Source organism: Paenibacillus sp. NPDC056933 (assembly GCF_042674385.1).
GTDB lineage: Bacteria > Bacillota > Bacilli > Paenibacillales > Paenibacillaceae > Paenibacillus.
Window position 1 is genome coordinate 353,866 of sequence record NZ_JBHUQN010000003.1, and the last position, 23,277, is coordinate 377,142.

Annotated in this window: 17 protein-coding genes and 1 pseudogene; 14 read left to right on the plus strand and 4 right to left on the minus strand. The window is 48.4% G+C overall.

Annotated elements, in window-relative coordinates:
• Positions 1-129: 129 nt before the first annotated feature.
• Positions 130-1,368, minus strand: a complete 1,239-nt coding sequence (gene pepT, locus ACFTRD_RS21835) for a peptidase T (RefSeq protein WP_379383692.1) — start codon at positions 1,366-1,368, stop codon at positions 130-132.
• A gap of 341 nt (positions 1,369-1,709) precedes the next feature.
• On the opposite strand from pepT, the gene ACFTRD_RS21840 reads away from it, so the two are divergent.
• On the plus strand, positions 1,710-2,744 hold the full coding sequence (locus ACFTRD_RS21840) for an NADH:flavin oxidoreductase/NADH oxidase (protein ID WP_379383694.1): 1,035 nt from the start codon (positions 1,710-1,712) through the stop codon (positions 2,742-2,744).
• A 105-nt stretch (positions 2,745-2,849) separates the two neighbouring features.
• Here the strand turns inward: ACFTRD_RS21840 and ACFTRD_RS21845 are convergent, their stop codons facing one another.
• The gene (locus tag ACFTRD_RS21845; RefSeq protein WP_379383696.1) at positions 2,850-3,623 is read right to left on the minus strand and encodes a class I SAM-dependent methyltransferase; all 774 of its coding nucleotides are present in this window, start codon (positions 3,621-3,623) and stop codon (positions 2,850-2,852) included.
• A 316-nt stretch (positions 3,624-3,939) separates the two neighbouring features.
• Between ACFTRD_RS21845 and ACFTRD_RS21850 the strand changes: the two genes are divergently transcribed.
• The 8 genes and pseudogenes from ACFTRD_RS21850 to ACFTRD_RS21885 all read left to right on the plus strand — a co-directional run bounded on the left by ACFTRD_RS21850 (position 3,940) and on the right by ACFTRD_RS21885 (position 15,878).
• Positions 3,940-4,362, plus strand: coding sequence for an SRPBCC family protein (locus tag ACFTRD_RS21850; RefSeq protein WP_379383698.1), 423 nt, complete (start codon positions 3,940-3,942; stop codon positions 4,360-4,362).
• Positions 4,363-4,552: 190 nt separating this feature from the next.
• Entirely contained in the window at positions 4,553-7,636 is a 3,084-nt protein-coding gene (locus tag ACFTRD_RS21855; RefSeq protein ID WP_379383700.1) for an ATP-binding protein, read from the plus strand.
• 114 nt (positions 7,637-7,750) lie between these two features.
• On the plus strand, positions 7,751-8,917 hold the full coding sequence (locus ACFTRD_RS21860; protein WP_379383702.1) for a response regulator: 1,167 nt from the start codon (positions 7,751-7,753) through the stop codon (positions 8,915-8,917).
• Positions 8,918-8,944: 27 nt separating this feature from the next.
• Positions 8,945-10,297, plus strand: coding sequence for a cryptochrome/photolyase family protein (locus ACFTRD_RS21865; protein WP_379383704.1), 1,353 nt, complete (start codon positions 8,945-8,947; stop codon positions 10,295-10,297).
• Between the two features lie 307 nt (positions 10,298-10,604).
• Positions 10,605-11,780, plus strand: a complete 1,176-nt coding sequence (locus tag ACFTRD_RS21870; protein WP_379383706.1) for an acyltransferase — start codon at positions 10,605-10,607, stop codon at positions 11,778-11,780.
• A 1,572-nt stretch (positions 11,781-13,352) separates the two neighbouring features.
• Positions 13,353-13,790 (plus strand): annotated as a pseudogene (locus tag ACFTRD_RS21875) (HNH endonuclease); the annotation flags it as partial.
• 281 nt (positions 13,791-14,071) lie between these two features.
• The gene (locus ACFTRD_RS21880) at positions 14,072-14,731 is read left to right on the plus strand and encodes a TVP38/TMEM64 family protein (RefSeq protein ID WP_192271740.1); all 660 of its coding nucleotides are present in this window, start codon (positions 14,072-14,074) and stop codon (positions 14,729-14,731) included.
• Positions 14,732-14,804: 73 nt separating this feature from the next.
• Positions 14,805-15,878 carry a DUF1835 domain-containing protein gene (locus tag ACFTRD_RS21885; protein ID WP_379383708.1) on the plus strand — a complete coding sequence of 358 codons (1,074 nt, stop codon included), beginning with the start codon at positions 14,805-14,807 and terminating at the stop codon, positions 15,876-15,878.
• 55 nt (positions 15,879-15,933) lie between these two features.
• On the opposite strand, the gene ACFTRD_RS21890 is transcribed toward ACFTRD_RS21885, so the two are convergent.
• A complete protein-coding gene (locus ACFTRD_RS21890) occupies positions 15,934-16,452 on the minus strand; it encodes a cupin domain-containing protein (RefSeq protein WP_379383710.1) in 519 nt (172 codons plus the stop codon).
• A 155-nt stretch (positions 16,453-16,607) separates the two neighbouring features.
• On the opposite strand from ACFTRD_RS21890, the gene ACFTRD_RS21895 reads away from it, so the two are divergent.
• Positions 16,608-17,609, plus strand: a complete 1,002-nt coding sequence (locus ACFTRD_RS21895) for an NAD-dependent epimerase/dehydratase family protein (protein WP_379383712.1) — start codon at positions 16,608-16,610, stop codon at positions 17,607-17,609.
• Between the two features lie 158 nt (positions 17,610-17,767).
• On the opposite strand, the gene ACFTRD_RS21900 is transcribed toward ACFTRD_RS21895, so the two are convergent.
• Complete coding sequence (locus tag ACFTRD_RS21900; RefSeq protein ID WP_192271734.1) at positions 17,768-17,941, minus strand: CsbD family protein; 174 nt, start codon at positions 17,939-17,941, stop codon at positions 17,768-17,770.
• Positions 17,942-18,132: 191 nt separating this feature from the next.
• Between ACFTRD_RS21900 and ACFTRD_RS21905 the strand changes: the two genes are divergently transcribed.
• From ACFTRD_RS21905 to ACFTRD_RS21920, 4 genes are all read left to right on the plus strand, one after another.
• Positions 18,133-19,065, plus strand: a complete 933-nt coding sequence (locus ACFTRD_RS21905) for a cysteine peptidase family C39 domain-containing protein (protein ID WP_379383714.1) — start codon at positions 18,133-18,135, stop codon at positions 19,063-19,065.
• 37 nt (positions 19,066-19,102) lie between these two features.
• Entirely contained in the window at positions 19,103-20,902 is a 1,800-nt protein-coding gene (locus ACFTRD_RS21910; RefSeq protein ID WP_379383716.1) for an RNA polymerase sigma factor, read from the plus strand.
• A 685-nt stretch (positions 20,903-21,587) separates the two neighbouring features.
• The gene (locus ACFTRD_RS21915) at positions 21,588-22,034 is read left to right on the plus strand and encodes a DUF1641 domain-containing protein (protein ID WP_192271728.1); all 447 of its coding nucleotides are present in this window, start codon (positions 21,588-21,590) and stop codon (positions 22,032-22,034) included.
• Positions 22,035-22,057: 23 nt separating this feature from the next.
• Positions 22,058-23,239 carry an NAD(P)/FAD-dependent oxidoreductase gene (locus tag ACFTRD_RS21920; RefSeq protein ID WP_062322892.1) on the plus strand — a complete coding sequence of 394 codons (1,182 nt, stop codon included), beginning with the start codon at positions 22,058-22,060 and terminating at the stop codon, positions 23,237-23,239.
• The last annotated feature ends 38 nt before the right edge of the window (positions 23,240-23,277 follow it).

Sequence of the window (23,277 nt, forward strand, 5' to 3'; positions counted from 1 at the left end):
GGCCTCAAACCAGTTGTATGCATAGATGTAAAGACACCCTCTGGATGTCAGAGGGCGCTCTCTTTTGCCTCCACCTGCTAGGTGACAGGCTCTTTTCCAATGCTGTTACATACAGAAATGGAATGTAGATTAAACGTCCCCACGCTGCTCAAATAATTGAGCAATTTCCACGATGACCTGCGTGGCCTTCACCATATTATCGACGGATACATATTCGAACTTGCCGTGATAGTTCTCTCCACCAGTGAAGATGTTGGGTGTAGGCATGCCCATGTACGAGAGCTGGGAACCGTCCGTGCCTCCGCGAATCGGGCGAATGATCGGCTCAATACCCAGGCGAGTCATGGCTTCATGCGCAATATCGACGATCTGGCGTACTGGTTCAATTTTTTCCCGCATGTTATAGTACTGATCATTTAATTCGATGGAGATGCTTTTCTCGCCATATTTGGTTTGCAGCTCACTAACAACATTCAACAAGTATGTTTTGCGTTCCTCAAACTTCTCTCGGTCGAAGTCGCGGATGATGTAGCTCATCTTGGTCTGTTCGACGTCTCCCTCAATGGACAGCAAATGATAAAATCCTTCATAACCGTCCGTGAATTCGGGAGCTTCCTCTGCAGGTAAACGGCGGTTCAGTTCCATCGCGATTTTAGCCGAATTGACCATCTTATTCTTGGCCGTACCCGGGTGAACGTTGGTACCTCGAACCGTAATTTTGGCAGCAGCAGCATTGAAACTTTCGTATTCCAGCTCACCGAGTGGTCCGCCGTCCACCGTGTAGGCATACTTGGCTCCAAAAGCAGGGACATCGAACTTATGCGGCCCACGGCCGATCTCTTCATCCGGAGTAAACGCGATGCGAATCTTTCCGTGTTTCAATTCCGGGTGTTCAATCAGATAAGCCATTGCCGTCATGATTTCAGTAATGCCTGCCTTGTTGTCTGCCCCAAGCAAGGTCGTGCCATCTGTTGTGATCAAGGTGTGGCCTTTATATTCAAGCAGTTCCGGGAAATCAGTGGTGGATAACACCACATCCAGTTCCTGATTCAGTACAATATCTTGTCCATCATAGTTGTCGATGACCTGTGGTTTGACATTCTTGCCTGTGAAATCGGTAGCCGTATCCAGATGGGCCAGGAAACCGATCACCGGAACGTCCTTGTCCGTATTGGATGGCAATGTCGCCATCACGTAGCCATTATCATCCATGGTCACATCCTGCAAACCGATCGATTTGCATTCTTCAACCAAATGTTTTCCCAAAACCAGCTGGCCGGGTGAGGAAGGGCATGTCTCACTACTTTCATCGGATTGTGTATCCATTTGTGTATAGGTAATCAGTCGTTGGATTAAAACATCTTTCACCAGTAATCGCTCCTTTGGCTTTGGTTTATTTTATCTGGGTATATTATTTCCTATGTGTCTGTATGGCTATCATATCATGATTTGGAAGGGTTTCGAGTAATGGATCAATCGGAGGTCGGAACAGACTAGGTATAAAAAAGGGTACTATGTAACAAAAATGTACGTACTTGCAATATGAGGAGTCTGGTTCATAATAATGAGTGGTGAAAGAGTGTGTTCAGCATGAGTGAGCATAACTCGAATCGCTAGTGAACGGTAAGAACGGGCAGCGGTTTTCCAAGCTGGAAAACAAGTGAGTGCCTCAACATATATCATCATATGGAATAGGAGATGCAAACTGAATGACAGAGAAATTATTTTCCCCGTATCAAATCAAGGGGCTTCAATTAAATAACCGTGTCGTCATGGCACCGATGTGCCAATATTCCGTAACTGCCAAAGACGGTATCCCGAACGATTGGCATCAGGTACACTATGTAAGTCGTGCGGTTGGGGGTACAGGGTTGATCGTGATCGAGATGACGGATGTTGATCCGGACGGACGTATCACCGATAATGACCTGGGCATCTGGTCAGATGAACACATTCCTGCCTTTACCAAGTTGGTGGATGGCATTCACGCTTACGGCTCCAAGGTGGCGATCCAGATCGCGCATGCCGGACGTAAAGCAGAGGATGCGGCGCAACCTGTAGCTCCATCAGTGGTTACTTTCCCTGGAGAGAGCTTCAATACACCACACGCTTTAACTACAGAGGAAACACAAGCCATGGTACAGAAGTTTGCGGACGGTGTACGCCGTGCAGTAGCTGCTGGGGTCGATGCCATTGAGCTGCATGGTGCACATGGTTATCTTATTCACCAATTCCATTCTCCGCTTATGAACCATCGCGAGGATGAGTATGGACAGGATCTTTCCCGCTTTGGTGTCGAGATTATTCGTGCAGCGAAAAAAGAAATGCCGGAAGATATGCCGCTGATTATGCGGATTTCGGCAGTGGAATACGCTGATGGCGGGTATGACATTGATCATACCATTGAAATTTCCCGTGCCTACCAGGCAGCAGGCGTGGACATGTTCCACATTAGCACCGGTGGGGAAGGACCTTCTGGACAACGTAAACCGGGTAACTACCCTGGTTACCAAGTACCTTTTGCCCGTCGTTTCCGTGAAGAACTGAATGTTCCTGTCATTGCGGTAGGCATGCTTGAGGACTCAGCTCTGGCTCAAGCGGTCATCGGCAACGGTGATGCAGATCTGGTCGCGGTTGGCAGAGGCATGCTGCGCGATCCTTACTGGGCGACTCATGCAGCTCTGGAACTGGGTGTTAGCAAAGATAAAGCGGCTATTGCGGAGCAATATTCACGCGGATACTGAGCTTAATTTAACATTGATATATTTGTAATAAAAGGCCACAGCATGGGATAATCTTATGCTGTGGCCTGATTTTGTAGCTGAATCTAAATCCTATCTTCTATATATTCAAGCTTTTCGAGTCGCTTCAAACACATATTTCTGATCGGAGCGGGACGGTGTCCGGTGAGGATCGAAGTCGGCGTATACTGATATGTCGGAGAAACCAATCAGTTCCAGGATCATGCGGAACTCTTCTACTCCGTACCAACGTAATGCAAGCTGTTGCAGTTCCGTAGCAATTAGTGTACCCTGGCGCCACTTTTCGTAGCGAATCAGACTCACTTTGTACTGCTGAAGCATATTCAATTCGATGTCTTTACTTTCCATTGTAATCGTGTCACCATTCTGTAATTGAACAGTCGAGGTGCCTGAGTAGTGCGGAGTAGTGTTCGTCACATCTGGCAGGAAGAGATCAAGGACAAGCCGGCCTCCTGGTTCCAGATGATGATACAGATTACGCAGTGCCTTCACGGAAGCTTGTCTGTCTTGAATAAGCAACAAGGAGCCTCCGGGAATAATAATGGCTTCGTAGCGATAAGGGAGATCAAGTGTCTCCAGATCAGCAGCGAACAATTCAGGCTTGGGCAGTCCCCGCTCGGTGCAAAGAGCAAGGCAAGAATTGAGCATATCCGTTGAATAATCAAGACCGTCTACTTTCAAACCTGCTTCAAGTAATGGGATCAGCATTCGACCTGAGCCAGACATCGCTTCAAGGATGCGTCCCTTGCAGTTCATCAGAATATCACGATAAAAATCAATATCGCCTCCAAGGGAGTGTCCAATGGGCTTGGTGGCATTGTAAACCTCGGTACATAATGGACCATAATAACTAAAAGACATGTTACGATTCCTCCACAACATCATTTGAATTAGAATGTGGAAGGGAGGGGTTGAGAGGAGTTATCCCTTCCTGCAACGGTTGGAATTGGATTTTTCGGAGCAGACTAACATAGGAATCACACACCTTTTATGTAATATGTTCCAATTATAGGTTTGTCTTCAAAGGCAGTCAACAGCACACCTGTTGTTAGAGGAACATATTTGACACTCATCCCTTAATTTCGAACAATAAGTTAAATTGGCGTTCTGCACGAATTCCATGAGCGACAATATGGAGTGAAGCAAAATGCTAATATATAGTAGGAGGCGATTTATAGTGGAATCATCAAGTGCACTGCCAGATATCCGGCAGCAATTATTGCTACACGCTCCGATAGAGAAGGTGTGGGAGATCGTATCGACGTCAAAAGGTATGGAATCGTGGTTTATGCCGAGCAATCTGGAGCCGGTGGAAGGGCATGAATTTATACTGGAAGCTGGACCTTTCGGGCAATCTCCGTGCAAAGTGACGGAAGTCCAGCCTCCACACAAGCTGTCATTCCAGTGGGGCAAGGATTGGACATTGAGCTTCGAACTGGTGGAGCAAGCGCAGAGTACTGATTTTACACTGATTCACAGCGGTTGGGACGCGGACAAATTGACTGAATTTGGGCAGGCTCACGCCATGGTTCGCGAACGGATGGAACAGGGCTGGACAGGTATTGTACAGAAGCTCGCTCAGGTGGTTGGGCAAGCGTAGAATAACCAATAAACGAAGTCGCAGGTTCTTTGCCAGGGATACATTCCGGCAGATGAGCCAGCGGCTTTTTTTGATCGAAAATATCATGAGCCAACTATTTCCGTCAGCAACAGAAACGTGTAACATGGGACTATAGGTATAAAACGACAAAATTAGACGTCTGTCGCCGTGGAGGCGGAAGGATACATAGATGAAAAAACACTGGATTATGCTCATCATTAGCTTTATTTGTATTGTTGTCTTCCCTCTGGGGTCGATTGTGCAGAACTTGATTTCCGAACGAAGCAATCCTCAAGCAAGAGAAGGAGTCATAGATCTGAGTTCATGGGAATTTGACAGGCAGGGGGCAGCTGCTCTGAATGGTACATGGGATTTCTATCCGGGTCAGATGCTGACACCTGTCGATTTTGAGGCAAATGTATCGGGGCGTAAGCCGCTTTCTCCACCTTCAAGCATTCATGTCCCGTCCCAATGGAACAAGACACTTGGAGAAGCTCATGGCTACGGAACCTATCATTTGCGTGTCAGGATAACCCCGAGAACAGAAAAGAACGATTATGGAATACGTACTCGAAATATCCGTATGGCCCATCGCTTGTTCATAGATGGCAAGGAGATCGGCGGCAAAGGGCTGCCCGGCCCAACACAGGATACGGACATCCAGCTCAATCTGCCATTTACGGGCTTCACATCCATAGAAGGCGACATTGCAGATATTATCATTCAAGTATCCAACTACAGCTACTCGTCAGGCGGCATTGTCGCACCCATTCTGTTCGGGGACGAGCATAGCATTCTGAAAAGCCAACAGCAGGACAGGCTTAAGGATCTGATGACGTTATTCGGATTTATTCTCCCAGCAGCCTTCTTCCTGCTTCTTTTCAGGCTGCGGCGCAGTGAGAAAGAACTTCGTTATCTGGGATTATTCAGCCTTTCGGGTGCGATGTACGCACTGACTCATGGCGAGAAGTTGCTGGGAACGCTGCTGCCCTTCCTGACGAGCAATGAAATTCTGCGGCTTCAACTCATCAGCGCTGCTCTCGCTTATTATTACTTGCTTCGTTATATGGACGCTCTTGTACCTGGAGCGGTCCATCAATGGTTTGTCCGTCTGGGTGTGATTCTGGTCATTACACAGTGCGCTGTCGGTCTGATTATGGCTCCTGTTTTGTTCTCAAGGCTGGAGCCTGCCATGCTGCTCATTTCACTTGTGGTGATCGGTTACACGCTGCGGGCCATGCTCCATTGGTTGAAAAAACGGCCCAATGACAGCCACTTCGTTCTCATTAGCATGATGAGCATATGTATGGTCGTTATGCTGCATACCGTGGGTGCGTTCACCCCCATGGACACAACATTTCTCGCGCTGTACGAGCTTCTGTTATTTGTCTTTGCCCAGATGATCGTTACGGCGATCCGATTTGCACAATCCTTCCGTGAAGTTGAAGCATTATCGGAACGCCTGGTTGCTATCGACATGCTCAAGGATGAATTCATGGCGAACACGTCTCATGAGCTGAGAACTCCCTTACATGGAATTATCAATATTGCTCAGTCGATGCTGGAAGGGGCGGCTGGAGCGGTCACACCCAAGCAGGCGAAGAATCTGTCCATGATTACGTCAACCGGAAAGCGGCTTTCGCTGCTGGTAAACGATATTCTGGATTTTGCCAAGCTCAAAAATAGTGAAATTGAATTAAAACGGGTAGCCGTTGATTTGGAATCGGTGGCCCGGACGGTGGTTGAAGTCTCTGGTTTCACCTTCGAGGATAAACCTGTTGTACTAATCCAGCAATGGCCTCCAGCGTTGCCGCTGGTTGAGGCGGATGAGGATCGATTAAGGCAGGTTCTGTATAACCTGCTGGGTAATGCGTATAAGTACACCCAGCAGGGTGAGATTCGCCTGTACGCCCGTGTGGATGGAGACCTGGTGACGGTATCTGTCGCGGATACGGGTGTCGGGATCGCCCCGGAGAAGCAGGAGGACATATTTCAGGCTTATGAACAGGGTAATGGAACAAGTGAGAGGGTAAATGGGGGAACGGGTCTTGGACTGAGTATCACACGCAAGCTTGTAGAGCTTGGGGGAGGAACCATATGGGTGGAATCGGAGCCAGGGCAAGGCTCAACCTTTCATTTTACACTGCCCATTGTGAAGACGCCTCTGCTGCAAACGAGCTCGCGGCCTGTCGCGGCCCGTTATGTACCTGCTCAAGAAAAAAGAGTGCAGGATACCGTTTCAGATGAAGCGGATGATACGGAGGACAACGGGGAGGCGGAGCATACCATTCTGATCGTGGACGACGACCCAGTGAATCGGCAGGTCTTGTTCAATCTGTTATCGACCGAACGATATCGTGTCATTGCAGCGAATAGCGGGGCGGCAGCATTGAAGCTGCGTGAAGAGCACCCGTCCATTGATCTGGTCATTACAGACTGGATGATGCCGCGGATGTCCGGGCTGGAGTTGTGCCGCAAACTGCGTGAGCACAGCTCCCTGTCCGAGCTGCCTATTCTGATGCTGACGGCTCGCGGGATGCCCGAGGATATTAAGTTGGGCTTTCAGGCAGGTGCCAATGACTTTCTGAGCAAACCCGTCGATGCAGGGGAATTACGTGCCCGGGTACGGACCTTAATCGAGATGAGAACCTCCGTGCAGGAGGTCATCCGTACGGAAATGGCCTTTTTGCAAGCCCAGATCAAGCCGCACTTTCTATATAACGCACTTAACGTCATTATTGCGACGTGTGCGGTGAATCCGGACAAGGCGACAGATCTACTTATTGAACTGAGTCAATACCTGAGAGGAAGCTTCGATTTTCAGAACCGGGACCAGCTGGTTCCGCTGGCTAAGGAGCTTGAATTAGTGGAGTCTTATGTACATTTGGAACAGGCCCGCTTTGAGGAACGTCTGGTGGTCAACTATAACGTGGACCCTGATGTGCGTCTCTATTTGCCGCCGCTCAGTATCCAGCCGCTTGTGGAGAATGCCATTCGTCATGGAGTGATGGAGCGGGCGGCAGGCGGCACGGTAAACCTCACTGTTTCCAGGGAAGGTGAGCATGTTGTCGTTCAGGTGCAGGATGACGGTGTGGGCATACCACCTGCGCGTTTGGCCCAGGTGAAGTCTGGACGTACAGAAGGTCCCGGGGGTGTAGGGTTACAGAATATAAATCGGCGTCTGCTCTCCTTGTATGGTCAAGGGTTGGAGATTCAGAGTCATTCGGGTAAAGGGACACAGATACGGTTTCGCATACCTGTACAAAAGGGGTAAATCTCTCCAAATAGTGTTGCTGATGTAGGCGAGAGTGGTTAACAGACTAATAAGCGGATGCCGATAAGATCGGTATTCTTATGAATATTTTCATGGCAGGAGGCTGGAAGAACCGTGAGAGCCATTGTAATCGATGACGAGAAGCCGGCGCAGCTCCATCTGGAGCGCCTGTTACGGTCAGACGGACGGATTACACCCGTGCAGTGTTTTTTAACAGCCCGTGAAGGTTTGGATTTTCTGGCAAAAGAGCGCATGGACGTTGTTTTTCTGGACATTGGCATGCCGGAAATGAATGGACTGGAAGCGGCTGAATATATACAGCAATTGGATAACACCATTCGCATTATATTTGTAACGGCTTATGCCGATCATGCGATTGAAGCTTTTGAACTGCATGCATTGGATTATGTATTAAAGCCGGTAAGCTCCACAAGACTAGCCAAAACAATCGATCGAATTGTCGCCAGCATAATCCCCCTGTCTGCCCCGGCTGCTGCAACCACCGAGGTACAGGTTTCACAACCAGAGGTTGACGGGGTGGATACCCATGTGCCCGGATTGCTTACCTTTAAACATCTGGATATCTATAGAACCCTGGATGAGAAAGCGCAGAAACACAGGTGGCGCACAACCAAATCACAGGAACTGTTTGCATTTTTGTTTCATCACAGAGGGGAATGGGTAAGCAAGGAGATTCTGCTTGATCAGTTGTGGGCAGATGTCACCCAAGAGAAAGGGTTAACCCATCTGCATACGTCCGTTTATCAGATCCGCAAGTTGCTGAAGGAATGGGGCATGACGGGTAAGCTGGAATACAATATGAATCGCTATCGTCTGCTAGCAGGCAATCTGGTGAGTGATGTGGAGCAATTTGAACAAGGGACAGCGTATGCTGCAATTACGCCAGATAATGTGGCTCAACTGAAAGATATCGTTCCACTCTACCGCGGCGACTATCTGGAGGAACATGATTATCGCTGGGCTCAAGCCAAAGCGAGAGAACTGAGACGTAAATATATACGACTGGTCGTGGACCTCGCCGAATGGAATATGAATCAAGGACAGGGTAAGGAATCGATTGAACAATTGAGTGAACTATTGGAACGTGAGCCTTATGCCGAAGAAATCTGCCGGTTAATGATGAATGTGTATGCATCACTGGATGATCAGCAAGCCATACTCAAATTGTACGATTCATTCACACGGACTCTGCTTGAAGATCTAGGACATCAACCGGAGCCGGAAACAAGCAGACTTTATGAGAAGCTGATGGCACGGTAAACGGAAGTTCGGGCAGGAGGATACGGCATGAAGTTATTCATACATCGCAAAGATTTGCGTACGGATGATCTGGTTGCATTTGATTATTTACGGAACCAGGAAGCGGAAAGTCTGCATCTACTCATCTATGATCCATTTCTATTGCGGCAGAACCGTGAGAAGGAACACAGTGGTGTCAACTTTCTCCATCATGCAGCGAAGCTTGGTGAGCAGTACCGGGAGGCAGGATGCAAACTGCATGTGGCCTACGGCAAACCAGCCGAGGTCGTTGATGATGTCCTCGACCAGCTGCAAGGGCGTGTAGACGAGGTCGTTGTACATCGGGACATGACCCCGTATGCTTTCGAGCGTGACCGTGGAATACGCCAAGTGACCGAGGGGAGAGGCGTGACTTTTACGCAGCTGACGGATCATCTGCTGATGGATCTGGCGGGATTTGCTGATTTTACGGGAAAGGCTGAGCCCTATAAAGTATTTGCTGCCTTCCATCGTAGGTGGGTAGAATTCATGAATGAGCATCCCAATCCCCCTTCGACAACAACGGTTGCCGATGTGAAGGTCAGCGATCAGCAGATCGAATGGCCAGCCTCCCTTCGTGTACCGCAAGAATTACTAACATTCAATGTATCGGACTCGAGTGACCCCCATCGGTTATTGGAGGGCTTCCTGTCCGACAGGATCGCTGATTATGGCGACCATCGGGATGAATATGAGGCATATGAACCAAGTCATCTCAGCTCTTATGTAGCTGTAGGGGCTGTATCCATCCGCAAGCTGTACGATGAAGCGATTCGCAAGGAGCAAGCGGGTGAATGGATCAGACAGCTATGTTTCCGTGACTTCTATCTGTATCGTGCGGTGTATGAGAGTCACTACTTTACATATGAAAAGAGTTACGATCTGTCCGCGCTCAGTGATCTTCACTTCGAACGGTGGTGCAGAGCCGAAACGGGCATTCCAATTATCGACGCAGCGATGATGGAACTGAATGAGACTGGATATATGCCGAATCGCCTCCGTATTCTGACCGCCATGTTCCTGACCAAAAATCTGCAATGCCCATTCACATTGGGTGAGGCGTATTTCAGGCGTAAGCTGCGGGACTATGACAACATACAGAACCGGGGAAACTGGTTATGGTGTGCTTCCCTGGGTGAGAATGCAGCTCCATATTTCCGGGTGAACAATCCTGTAACACAGTCAGAGAAGTATGGTCCGCAAGGGGATTATATTCGCAAATGGTTGCCAGGTCTGAAGGATTTGCACAGCAAAGAGATCCATTTGCCAAGGGAGAATGCAATCGTTGATCTGAAGGCATCTCGCCATGCAGCGATTGACGTGTATAAACAAATTTTGGCCAGCCGTCAGACCGATCGTTAGGAGGCCATTAGAGCTTAGAGCTTCGGATCACATAACAGGGATGGGACTAAAAGGTTGAGATTTTCCATTTTCAGCCCGATGAACCAACAAAAATGTATAAAGTTTCAAAATGTGCCTAAGACCGCGCCATAGCGGTCTTTTTTTACATATATAGACATGAAAATACGATGAAAATTGTTGGGAATTTAGAATATTTTAAGAAATTGGACTACCCATCTTAAGCATTATGCCTTTTAATAGATAGAGAGCTTATCGTACTAAGTCATATCTGACATATTGACGAACACATGAAGGAGAAGCGTAGAACATGAGTGAAACCATCAAAAGAGAGCGAATTCCAGAGCTGAATCTGGTACGTGCCTTGGCCATAATCGGCGTGCTATGTGTGCATTCCACTTCGTTTGCAACGGCGGACATGACAGGTTCGGGGTATTATTGGCTTTACAACTTTATTAATATCTTTATGAAATATGGTACCCCAACATTTATATTCATGAGCAGTTTTGTGCTGTTCTATAACTATTATTCTCGCCCGCTGGACAAAAAGCTGGTAAGTAATTTCTACAAAAAAAGATTCGTTTATATTTTACTGCCTTATTTCATATTTTCATTGATGTACTTTGTATTGCTGCATATTACGCATTATCAGGGACGCCCGTTTGGAGAATCGGCAGTGAGTTTCATAACGAAACTGTTCACGGGCAAGGCATATACACATCTGTATTTTGTATTTATCAATATGCAATTTTATTTGATATTTCCGTTGGTGTTGTGGCTGCTTAAGAAATATCCATCGGTGGTCAAATGGTCTGTTCTGATCGGGTTACTCATTCAGTGGGCATTTATCGTCAGTAATAAATATGGATTTCAAGTGCCGAATAAAGGAAGCTGGGCATTTTCGTACTTCTCTTACTTCATGCTGGGTGCTTTTATCGGGGTATATTTTCCGAAGATTAAGCAGTGGTTTGTCATCAGCCGGGAAAATGCAACCAAAGCTCGTGTAGTTTCATGGATTATGCTGTGGGCGGTATGGATTTTTGCCGGACTCGGTCATGTATATATTTATTATCTGTTACGTATGAAAATTGCCACGTATAACACGCTGTGGTACGAGTTTTTCTGGAATCTGCATACGTTCGCCTGTGCGCTCGTATTGATCCAAATCGCATATTTGCTATATCGCAAAGGGCCATCGCTAATCGTTAAGCCGCTCAATCGGCTGGGGGCGCTGTCCTTCGGTATTTATCTGATTCACCCGTTCTTCCTGCTGGTATATCGGAACTACCCGCCACAAACCGGAGTCTCCTGGCTGATTCATCTCTGGTATGCCGGAGGATTCGGAGTGGCTTTGCTGGCTTCATGGCTCGTGGTCGGACTCACGGCCCGATTTGTCCCATTGGCCTGGGTCATCTTCGGCAATCTGCCGAAGCCAAAACCTCGTTTGGTGCCACAACAAAACTCGGGACAAATCGATGTGCGTTAAATTTATAGCCAATACAGGAATAATAAACCGTTTCTTGGTCGACCTTAGGGTTGAGCGGGAAGCGGTTTTTTTGGATTCGAAGCGGACTATCCTATGGCGAACGAGTGTTTCTTTTTTATATGCGAAGGGTAATGAGAAAGCGGAAGCAATTTCAATCATTTTATAAGTCGACGACTTAAACAACAGGAACAAGGTGAGATAAATGACAACATGTGAACAATGCGGGAGACCGATGCAAGATATATTGGAATACGTTGAACACATTCTTCACGAATGTGGAGGAGCCCAGGAATACAAGGAAAAAGACTATGAGACATCTGGCTATGAGTGTGTTCGCGAGCAGATGTGATACAATGGAAAGAAACCGGATTCATACGGAACCGAGGTGACAACATGGAGACGGGCTCGGCCCCTTTCCGGCAGGAAATGACGGAACATGAAGCGCAACTGACCAAGACATGTATGTATTGCGGGCAAAAGCGATCTTTGTCCGAATTTCGACGAAGAACCGGAAAGCGGGCTGGTCCCGGAGCCAGACGTGGAGCCTGCCGCCAATGTCGCCAGCCCGGTGGACAAGCGGATAATGTTAACCCATCCATCCCGCAGACAGATAAGGCGTTGAAGACCGCAAAAGGGACCACGGCAGCTCGGCATAATACGGCCAAAGCTTCAGCGTCTGCCAACCAAACTGCAGCCCGGATCACCGATGCAGTCGATGGGGCACCAGTCAACGCGTCTATAAGACGTATGGAGTCGCAGCCATCCATAGGTTCGTTTTCTTCGGTGGAGGGCGAAATGGCTGACCTGGTTGATTCTGCAACGGTTTCCTCTTCGCCTTCGGGCAACCAAAAGAAGCGGAGAAGAAGGAGAAAGGCGAAGCGCCCGGAGCTACAACCAGGTAGGGAGCGTACGGAGCCGATCACGCGAACGGATGAGGAGAGCCAGACTATAGATCATCCGCAGACGGAGAGAGCTTCGCAGGTGCATACAGCGAGTGCTGAACCATCTGCGAAGCGTGCCAGCGCGCGGATAGCCGCTGGCGAAGATCAGGCTGCCGAACAGGAGACTGCGGCGGCCCAGACGGTGCTGCCGGCTAAGCCGCAAGGCCCGGCAGCAGAGCCAGAGGCTGCGGGTCAGCCGACCGCAGCCAAGCGCAAACGCAAGCGGCGCCGCAAACGTGCTGCCGCGCTCCCATCCGGCGCCGGCCAGGCCCGCAGCATCGCTGCTGAGGCCAGTGCGCCGGCCCTGAGCGACCGTGGCGATGCCCATACGGTCGCCGGAACCGCAGCGGCTGCAGCACAGCCTGCCGCTGCAAGGCCAGCACCCGGCCAAGCACCGGGTGCTGGCATGGAGGCTGCGCCTCCTGCGCCCGGGCGTCAGCTTGGCTCGCCCGGGTCGAAGCCGCGCCCGGCACGCAAGGAGCGTGCGCCCAAGGCGGGCGGCGAAGACACAGCCCGTGCCGGATCATCCGGGCAGCGGGCGCCTGCGCATTCCAGCCGCAGTCACGGGGCTGGAACGGAAAGCCGTCCCCGCCGTCATGCGCCGGCGGTATCTGCAGCAATTGACCCGGAAGATCCGGCATCGCTTCGGACTAACCGGCAAGGCATGGTGCGCATGCGCGGCAAGACGGACAAAGGACGACGCTGGCATCAGGAAGTGGATATGGAGCTGGCGGTCACGCTGGTCAAGGAAAAGGCCGCTGTTGTGGTTAATCGGTACACGATTCGCCGATTGTTCAGCAACAAGGACTTTAAGCGGTATATTTTGACCCGTGACCACTATACCTGTTACTTCTGTGGATCGTATGGGGATACGATTGACCATCTTCTGCCGCGAGCCAAAGGCGGCCATACCACCCCGCTAAACTGTGTCTGTGCGTGCAATCTGTGCAACCAGTCCAAAGCAGCGATGGATGCCGAAGAGTTCATGCGTTCTGGTATTCCCGAGTGGAATGCTGCGCATCAGGAAGAACTGAATGAACTCGCCATGCAGGAAGCACAGTTGGAATAAGCGCTAAGCGATAAATTTTATTTGCTATGGCTTGCTCACAATCCGTTTCAAGCGGGATATCCGATATGAAGAGCACACCAAGACTGAACAGGTCCGGGTGTGTTCTTTGTGTTTCAGAGTTGTGATGTGAATATTTCTTCAAATTGACAACGGTAAAGAGTTCATATGTACGTTATACTGAGGAGAAGCGAGTAGAGATACTTAACATCGACTTACTAGAAGTATCTTATAATAAACACCTAATCTTTAAAGATTTGACTGTATAGATTGGAGGGAAGCAGATGATCCCGGCATCTTTGGACATCATGTCCTATATTACGGAAGAGAATATTCGTTTTTGGCTGGAGAAGTTTCGCTCCCTGGGCCCGCTACCGGGCATTTTGCTTACCTTTATGAAGTCATTCGTGCCTCCGCTTCCCACGCTGCTGATTGTTGGGGTTAACGGTGCGGTGTACGGGTTATGGGCAGGATTTTTATATTCATGGATCGGGATGATACTCGGTTGCACCGTTACATTCCTGATCGTACGGGAGATTGGAAAATCGGCTTTTGTCGAACGTTGGGCCAACAAACCCCGTGTGCAGCGCAGCATGGTATGGATTCGGCGGAATGCGTTCAGTTATGTGTTTTTGCTGAGTATTTTCCCGGTGGGTCCGTTCGTCATTATCAATGTTGCCGCAGGTATTGCACGAATGAGATTGCTGTCTTTCCTGCTTGCAGTGAGCTTTGGTAAGGCCATTATGATCTTCTGTGTCACGTATATTGGTTCTAATGTAGCGCAATTTATGGAGCACCCCGTTCGGTGGGGCGGCGTGTTGCTGTTTGTCGCTGTATCCCTGTGGGCCAGCCGGAAGCTGGAGCGTCACTTCACCCGTGCGTCATCCGATCGTGAGGATATGAGTGAACGGAGTCAACCCTCAGGAAAGTCCATTTCTTCGTAAACTTAGGAGATACTGATATGCTTGTAACGGATGGTTCTTTATCGAAATGACTACTGTTTAGAGGGGGATAAGCATGATTGAAAACGTCTTTGACTTTGATAAAGAGCTGCACCGTATGAATGAGGAAGAGCTGCGTTCGTTATTGCGTTTGCTCTATCTCAGGACAGATATGGCGGTCAGTGTTCAGTCAGCGGAAGAACATTCTGTTCATTTTGCAACGAAATTACAGTCTATATTCAAGACGGTGGACGAGGATCGGAATCGGAAGAAAGCGGAGCAGCAGGCATTGGAGGCACAGAAACCACGTGAAATTCATATAGCTATTGGTGAATCGCCACTAGGCAGCATTAAGGTTGCGATGGGCAAGGTTCCCGGTCGATCAGATCGGCGGTTTTTTTCAATGAATGACTACTATGCCATCGGTCCATTGGGAGATTTGACTAACCAAGCGGATTTATACCGCAGGCACCTCTGGCTACTCGATAAACTCTATTTGAGTGAACATGGAAGTTATGCCGTCCAAGGCATGGAGGAGCTGCTTCGATTAAACAATGTATTAAGTGCAATTGATGAAGATACGCGAATAACGATCTGGTATGCGAATAATGCTCATGAGAAAACAGGACTTTTATATGCCATGTATTTGCTGCGTAACCGGCTGGGCCCTGTCTATTTAATCGAGACAAGTGCATTATACCAAGAATTATTCAATACTTCTGAAGTGCAGCATGATGTTCTTAGAACAGGAGAGATTGTTTCCGAGAAGTTGTTATCCATGTGGCGACACTGCGTGGGTGCCGAACCATCGTCTTTGGAGGAACGCAGACACATGGAGCAAGAGTGGTTGAATTTGGCTGTACAGCCGGGGCTTCTGCGGTTAATGAAGGATGGAGAGATTCAAAGCGTGTCCGAGGACGGAATTGACGAGTACATTATGCAGAAGGTCAGGGAGATTACGTTGACCAGACAGCCCGGTGAATTCATAAAAGCAGCCCGTGTCGTAGGTGAGGTGCTGGGTCATCTTGAACAAGCTCTTGGTGACGCATTCATTGAATACCGTATTCGACAACTGATCATACAGGGACGGCTTGAGATGGAGGGAAGGCCACATGCCATGCGATTTTACAGCGTGCGGCTTCCCCAGTAACTGAATGGACTGTTCCCGGTAAGTCATTTATTCTGGGAGCAGTCCCTTGATTCTTTCATGTCTTATTTTGATTCCATAATTCTAACAGGGGCCCTTCTTTTCCATAGACCGGATCGGTATCAGGGATTGGAACGTCTTGTATCTCCCGAAGCACCTTTGGCCGTTCCCCTGGTTCGCCCGTGCGTGTGTTGTAGCTCATCCCAGCAGGATAGGCGCCCGCAATACGAAAATCAGGGCTGGCCTCCAGCCGTTTATGTCCTGTTCCCGCAGGAAGCACGACAACGTCTCCCGTTTGCAAATAAACCTTCTGTCCTTTCTCCCCACCCAAAATGAGCTGCACGAACCCACTGACCACCGCAAGTACTTCATGAGCATTGCTATGATAATGATGATAGTCAAACACACCGTTAATCCAGCTGTTTCCCCAGCCGTTTCGGTTCAGCATGGTCTCTGCACGAGAGGAATCAGTTGCCCAAATCCCCTTATACAGAAGTACAGGCAGGCTCGGATGATTGGGAATCACTCCATCATCCTGGAATAGCAGCATCTGTATATTGTTCATTTCATCCTTCATCGTAAATATCACCTCCCTATGACATTACCCGTTTAATGCGGAAGAAGAACAAAAAACAGTTGTGAAATGCTACAAAATGTATCTCTTTAAGGTTATACTCAGAACATAAACTCTCTTTAGTGAACTTGTTGTATAAATCGCAAGGGGGAATGTGCTTGAATATTGTCATTACCGGGGCTTCTGGATTTGTTGGTTTTAACCTCTCTCAGTATTTGGCTCAAAAAGGACATCGGATCACCCTGGTGGATCAGGATGATTATTGTCAGAGACTTCTTCATAGGTCCCCACTTCATGAGATGTCCTTTATCTGCTGTGACCTTGCCGAGGACAGGTTTAACCTGCCACACGAAACGGATTATATCATTCATCTGGCAGCGATGCCGCACGTAGACTACTCGTATCATCACCCTAGAGAAGTGTTTCGTAACAACACCCTGAGTACACAGGCGATTTTGCAATATGCTTCGGAGCATCATATCCCCGTGGTACTGGCCTCATCCGTAGAGGTGTATGGAGGGGCGATGGGCAGAGTGTATCACGAATCGGATGAATATGCTCCGGTATCCCCTTATTCCGCATCCAAAGTAGCATGTGAGACGCTAGCGCTATCCTACGCGAAATGTTATCAACTTCCTGTCAAAATATTTCGGTTGACCAATCTCTATGGCCCTTGGCAGTTGCCAGATCGGATTATTCCACGTAACTTTGGCCGAATTATGGACGGCCTGCCGTTGGACATTCAGGGATCAGCTGTACGTGACTTCCTGTATGTAGACGATGCACTGCGAGCGATTGAACAGATTATGCTGAATGGACAAGATCAGCAGATCTATAACATTTCCACAGGTCATGGAACAACCATGCAAGAGATTGGAGAGCTATTGCAATCCCTTCACAGTACGATTCGAGCGAAGGAGATTCGGGAGCAGGAACCCACTCAGTCCAGAGGTTCAAGCCTGGTGGTTCACTCCGGTAAGTTACGGGCAGAGTTAGGCTGGTTCCCGCAAATCACATTGGAACAGGGACTGAAGCGAACCTTTCGTTGGTATCAGGAACATCCCGATTGGGTAAGACAATTCAGCCGTGAATATCATACGACAAGAGAAACGCGGGGTTTTATTATCGATATGGCCAGATACGCCGTTTCAACCGCCTAGGACAGATAAAAAAAGCCAGGGAAGGGAGTATTGAATAACACCTTCCTTGGCTTTTTCGCGCCCCCGTACACTTTGGAGTTTATTCCACCATGTACGGGAAGGCATTCACCTATATTTGCTGCACGAATCGTCGTGCGGTTTACGATAAACGGATGAAACTAGTGATGATCTTTGATATCAGCAATCTTGTCCTGCACAGCACCTTTGGCTTTGTCTTTCTTACCCTCAGCCTGAAGGGATCTGTTGTTTGTTGCATTACCGATTTGATCCTTCACTTCGCCTTTGGCTTTGTTTACGCCTGCTTTGATTTTATCGCTAGTTGAATTACTCATATCGAACATCTCCTTCGTTTCTGGTGTAGTCCTTATTAACCGGGATGTCCGTTTTCTAAACGTTCGCTTTTTCTTGCGGGCAGAAATTACTTCTGGATTATCTGTCAGAAATACTCCGTAGAAAGAGTCAGTATTAATATAGGCATTGCTACAAGGCGTGCTTCATTAACCGAACGAGAGGATGTTATGATATGAGCAATTATATTGGAAATGGTGCGTATTGCTACGCCAATTCAGCAGCCATATTGCTGTCGTCCATTGGAGAGAAGGTAGACCCTGGTCTGCTTGAAACCATCGGTGGCTTTTCACTAGGGGCCTTTCGAACGTTGGAAGATATTCTTTTTTTTGATAATTGTACCTCTAGTCCTGATCTGGCCATCAGCAAGGCAATGAGCATTCTGGGATTTAGTGTGCGCGAAAGTGTGCAATCACGGGGTACAGAGATGCCTTTAGATGAGCTAAAAGAGGCATTAAAGCAGGGTCCTGTGATGATGGGTCCGCTGGATATGGGCAAACTCGTCTACAATCCCAACTCTCCCAACCTGGGTGGTTGCGATCATTATGTAGTGGCGTTAAATATGGAAGGCGATGAAATATGCCTGCATGACCCCGCTGGATTCCCGAATGTCTTCCTGACACTGGATAAACTTGAGGAAGCATGGAAGTCTGAATTCCCGTGGAGTAGCGGTGTGTATCGACGATGGTGGAGTCCGGAACGCATTGAACAGCCTGATCTGGAGGAGATTAACCGCCGCGCTTTTACTTGGTTCAAATCAAGCCTTACAGAACAGATCCATGATATTGCTGCACAGGAGGGAAGAACCGGAGCTTCAGCTATTCTACGTAAGGCGGAACAGGTTCGTGCTGGAGCAATCGATGGTAATGAGTGGGCTCATTATGTGTATTTTGCTCTGCCAGTAGGCGCGCGTCGTGCCCATGATTATGGCTTGTTTTTTAAAACAATCCATCCTGACCTTTCTGCTTTGAAATACGCACAATCCCGCCAATTCGGGGAATGCCAATCCCGTCTTGTCTCCCGGAACTGGGAGGCTGCTGCGACAATTATGGTGGCACTCGCGGAGACGGAAGCTATGATCCAAGCTGCTATCATGAAGATGGAATAATTTAAGTAAAGCAAGGCGATGAGAAAGGGAGATACACATGGATGAATTAGCTAACAATCGCCATATCATGATAGGGGAAGATGAGGCATTCGAGAATCGGCAAAAGAAGTCTGACATTGCGCTTATCCAACGAGCCCAAGCTGGGAATACAGAGGCCTTTGGTGAGTTGATTCACCGTTACCGGGGGCAATTGTTCCGTTATGTGCGATCACTTACGCATGATTCTTATCTCGCAGAGGACATTTTACAGGATGGGCTTATTCGTGCGTTCATTCATATGGGACAGCTTCAGAATGCCGAGCGTTTTATGGCCTGGATGCAGCGCATTATGCGTAATCAGGCGTATTCACATATGCAACGCCGAGAGCAGCAGCGGGAACAACACTTTTCTTCGTTCTTTGCATTCGGATATGGAGCTGATGATGCCTCATGGAGCGATCAAGACTCGCTCGACATGACGTTGAGTTGTCTTTTGGATGACACCGATCGAAGATCGCAGGAAAAAGGCAATGATCCGTATCAAGCTATCGTTCAGCAGGAGATGAGGACCAATCTCCACAAGCTCCTGGGTTGTCTGAATGAGAGAGAGCAACAGGTCTTTACATCGTATTGGATGGAGCAGCTGTCGCCGCAAGAAATTGCCTGCAAATTCAATCTGACAAGTGCCAATGTGTATCAAATTCTGTCGCGTTCACGTAAAAAAGTATCGCAGCTTCATATTCATTTATCCGTAGAAGAAATGCTGGCAGAGTGGCATTCACTCAGGCAAAATCGAGTGATTCTGGAGGAACCCCTTTCTTTTCGGGACCCGCAAACCTGGAACTCGGCAGCAGCATCCATTCACGAGATGTTAGGTTATATCGGTTCATCTCCATCTCTCCCCATGGTTATGGGGATGAGTGGACTTTCTTTTCGTCTGACCATCCTGCCTCAGGATATACATATCGCTGGACCCACCGCCTATAATTTCAAAGAGGTGCTTACCAGAGGATTGCAACATCTGGGTTATCGTTCCCAAGCGGTTGAGGCTTTGGCGAGCGAAGCGGGGCTCAATGCCAATCTGGTCGATCCTTCGATGCTAGAGGAGAAAGCGAAGGGGAAAAGGTTGCTGAATCCAAGGCTTGTTCGGGCCCTCTCCTTGATTCGTACCTCCATTCATCGGGGAATTCCGGCTGTGGTATGGGATCTGAACATTCCCGAATTCGGATTGATCTATGGCTATGATGATGCCGCACGGACCTTATACGGTATTGATTTCATTAAATCAGGGTCAATTCCCTATGATCATGTAGGCCGGGGTGTGAATCAGGAAGTATTTGTACTGGCAGCGGAATCAGATGGCATGATACGAGAAATGAACTTGCGCGCAGCGCTGACAGCTGTTTTGGCTCATTACCGTGGGGAGGACCCGTATACCTTGCCGAACACAGTCAGTGGTCTGGCTGCCTATGCGGCTTGGAGAGAAGCCCTGGAATACAGACAGGTAGAACCAAACGGTCACGCCTATAACATTGCAGTTTTGTGGGATGCAAGACGTTATGCCGGTGAGTTTTTCAGGGAACTTTCTATAAAATGGGCTTCAATTCCCCGCTATTCCAGCTTAATTCCATTCTGTCTTCAGGCTGAAGAGTTATATCGAATGATGGCCCAAAGGTTAAACGAGCTCAAGCAGTGTTTTCCTTTTCCTGAAGGAGGAAAGCCAAACGGGAAGCTTCAGGAAAATCAGGCTATCTCGATACTTCTGGAGGTGGAGGAATTGGAGCGAGCTGCTGTCGTTGCAATAGAATCGTTGCGTGAGGGAATGGCTCAGCATTCCCCGGAAATAGTTATGGTGTGACCTAAATGTAATGATCAGATCGGGAGAACAGTGAAACATATATCAGGAGGCAGGACGATCCGTCTGGCCTTCTTTCTGTCTTTTTTTGCTTTCATGCCGCGATAGGTTCATACTTGAACAAGAAATGATGTCATTTCAGGAATAAGGCTGCACTCCTGGCTGCATAATAACGACAGTGACCAAATTCGTTGCATGAATTTCATGATTTTGGAAAACAATTCCTGTATATTTGGATCGAAAAAATCCCTCCTTGTGTACATATCGCACATATGGTCATATGTGATCTTGTCTTAATACCACATGTGGTAGGAACACAGATCTCCAGACAGGAGGGTAAGCCGTTTTAACGTGGCTCAAAGCTTGACAAAAAAATCGATTTTGTTACAATGTTCACAATATCTTCACAAGTGTAAAAAATTTCTTTTTCATGTTCATGTGTAAGAGGTGTAATATAGGGGTATAGAGTTCGGTTTCGGCCTGCTTGTCGTTTTGCGTCAACACATGTTGTCCGCAATAGACCCAAGATACAATACATGATGTGGGAGCGGCCTTTGGGCTATGCTCATTCTATTGTGTGAAATTTGGTACATTTAGTTGTATTGGTTGTATTTGTGGTTCGACTCTGCTTGACAGGCATCATGAAAGTCGCGGACTTCTATCCCAAAGTAAAGGAGGACTTTCTCTTATGTCACAATCGCCTACTCAACAAGAGGTGCCGGTTACAGAAGGTGCCGACGTTTCCGAGCGCCAGTCCTTGGACGTACTGGATCAACTGATGAAGCCTGAGGTACAGGAGTCTCTGACCGTTCTGGTGGAGAACCTGCCTAAACTGGCTGAAATGGTCACTGCAATGACCAAAGCTTATGACTTTGCACAAAGCGTAGCTACAGACAAAGTTCTGATCAGCGACACAATGAGCGCAATGGGCGAGTTTGCTAAGCCTGTTGTAGACAAAGCTAAAGGTGTAGCTTCTGCTGCCATCGAAGCGAGTGATCGTGCGCAAGCCGAGCAAACTTCGGTTGGTTTGTTCGCTATGCTCAAAATGCTTAAAGATCCAAACGTACAACAAACGCTGCGTTTTGCTCAATCATTCCTGAGCATCCTGAACGAGCGTCAACAACAGCAACGTTAAGATTAGAAGAACGGAGGATGGATATGTCGAAGCAAATCTTGATCTTGGGCGGAGGTTATGGAGGTCTGTTGACTGCGCTGACAGCGCGTCAATACCTGACACCGGAAGAAGCGACTATTACAGTCGTGAACCGTTACCCTACGCACCAAATTATTACGGAACTGCACCGTCTTGCAGCGGGAAGCATTGCTGAAAAAGCAGTTGCCCTTCCACTCGAAAAATTGCTGCGTGGCAAAAATGTGAACCTGAAAATCGATACGGTGGATACAATCAAGCCGGACGAGAAAAAAGTTCTCATGACCAGCGGTTCTACTTACTCTTACGATGCACTCGTTGTTGCCTTGGGCAGTGAAACGGCATTCTTCGGAATTCCGGGATTGCAGGAGTACAGCTTCACGCTGAAATCCGTTAGCGATGCTAACCGCATTCGTGCACACGTGGAAGCTCGTCTGGATGCTTACAAACAATCCGGCAACAAAGCAGACGCTACGTTTGTTATTGGTGGCGGTGGTTTGACAGGTATCGAGCTTGTTGGTGAATTCGCTGACCTTCTTCCGGCTGTATGCCAGGAAAAAGGGATCGACTTCAAAGAAGTTTCCCTGTATACAGTTGAAGCAGGTCCTTCCATCCTGGCAGGATTCCCGCCAGAATTGGTTGAGCGTGCCAAATCGAGTCTGGAAAAACGTGGCGTTAACTTCATCGTTGGCGTAGCGATTACCGAAATGAAAGAAAATGAAGTTCTGCTGAAAGACGGAAGCTCGATCCCTACGAACACTCTCGTATGGACAGGCGGCGTTCAAGGTAATGCAGTTGTTGCCAATAGCGGAATTGAAGTGGATCGTGGCCGTGCGAAAGTTACGGAAGTTCTGCAATCCACATCCCATAAAGACGTGTTTGTTGCTGGTGACAGCGCAGTGGTCTTCCCTAGCGAAGGCGCTCGTCCATACCCTCCAACAGCACAATTGGCTTGGCAAATGGGTGAAACCATTGGTCACAACCTGGGCGTAATGTTCAAAGGTGGCGCAATGGAATCTTTCACACCAGTATTCTCCGGTACACTGGGAAGTCTGGGTCGTAAGGATGCTGTCGGCATGATCGGTGGCAACCAGACTCGTCTGAAAGGTCTGCCAGCGACCATGATGAAAGAAGCAAGTAACATCCGTTACCTTGCTCATATTCACGGTTTGTTTGCACTGGCTTACTAAGATCCGTACGTCATGCAGCACAAAAAGGTACCCCAATT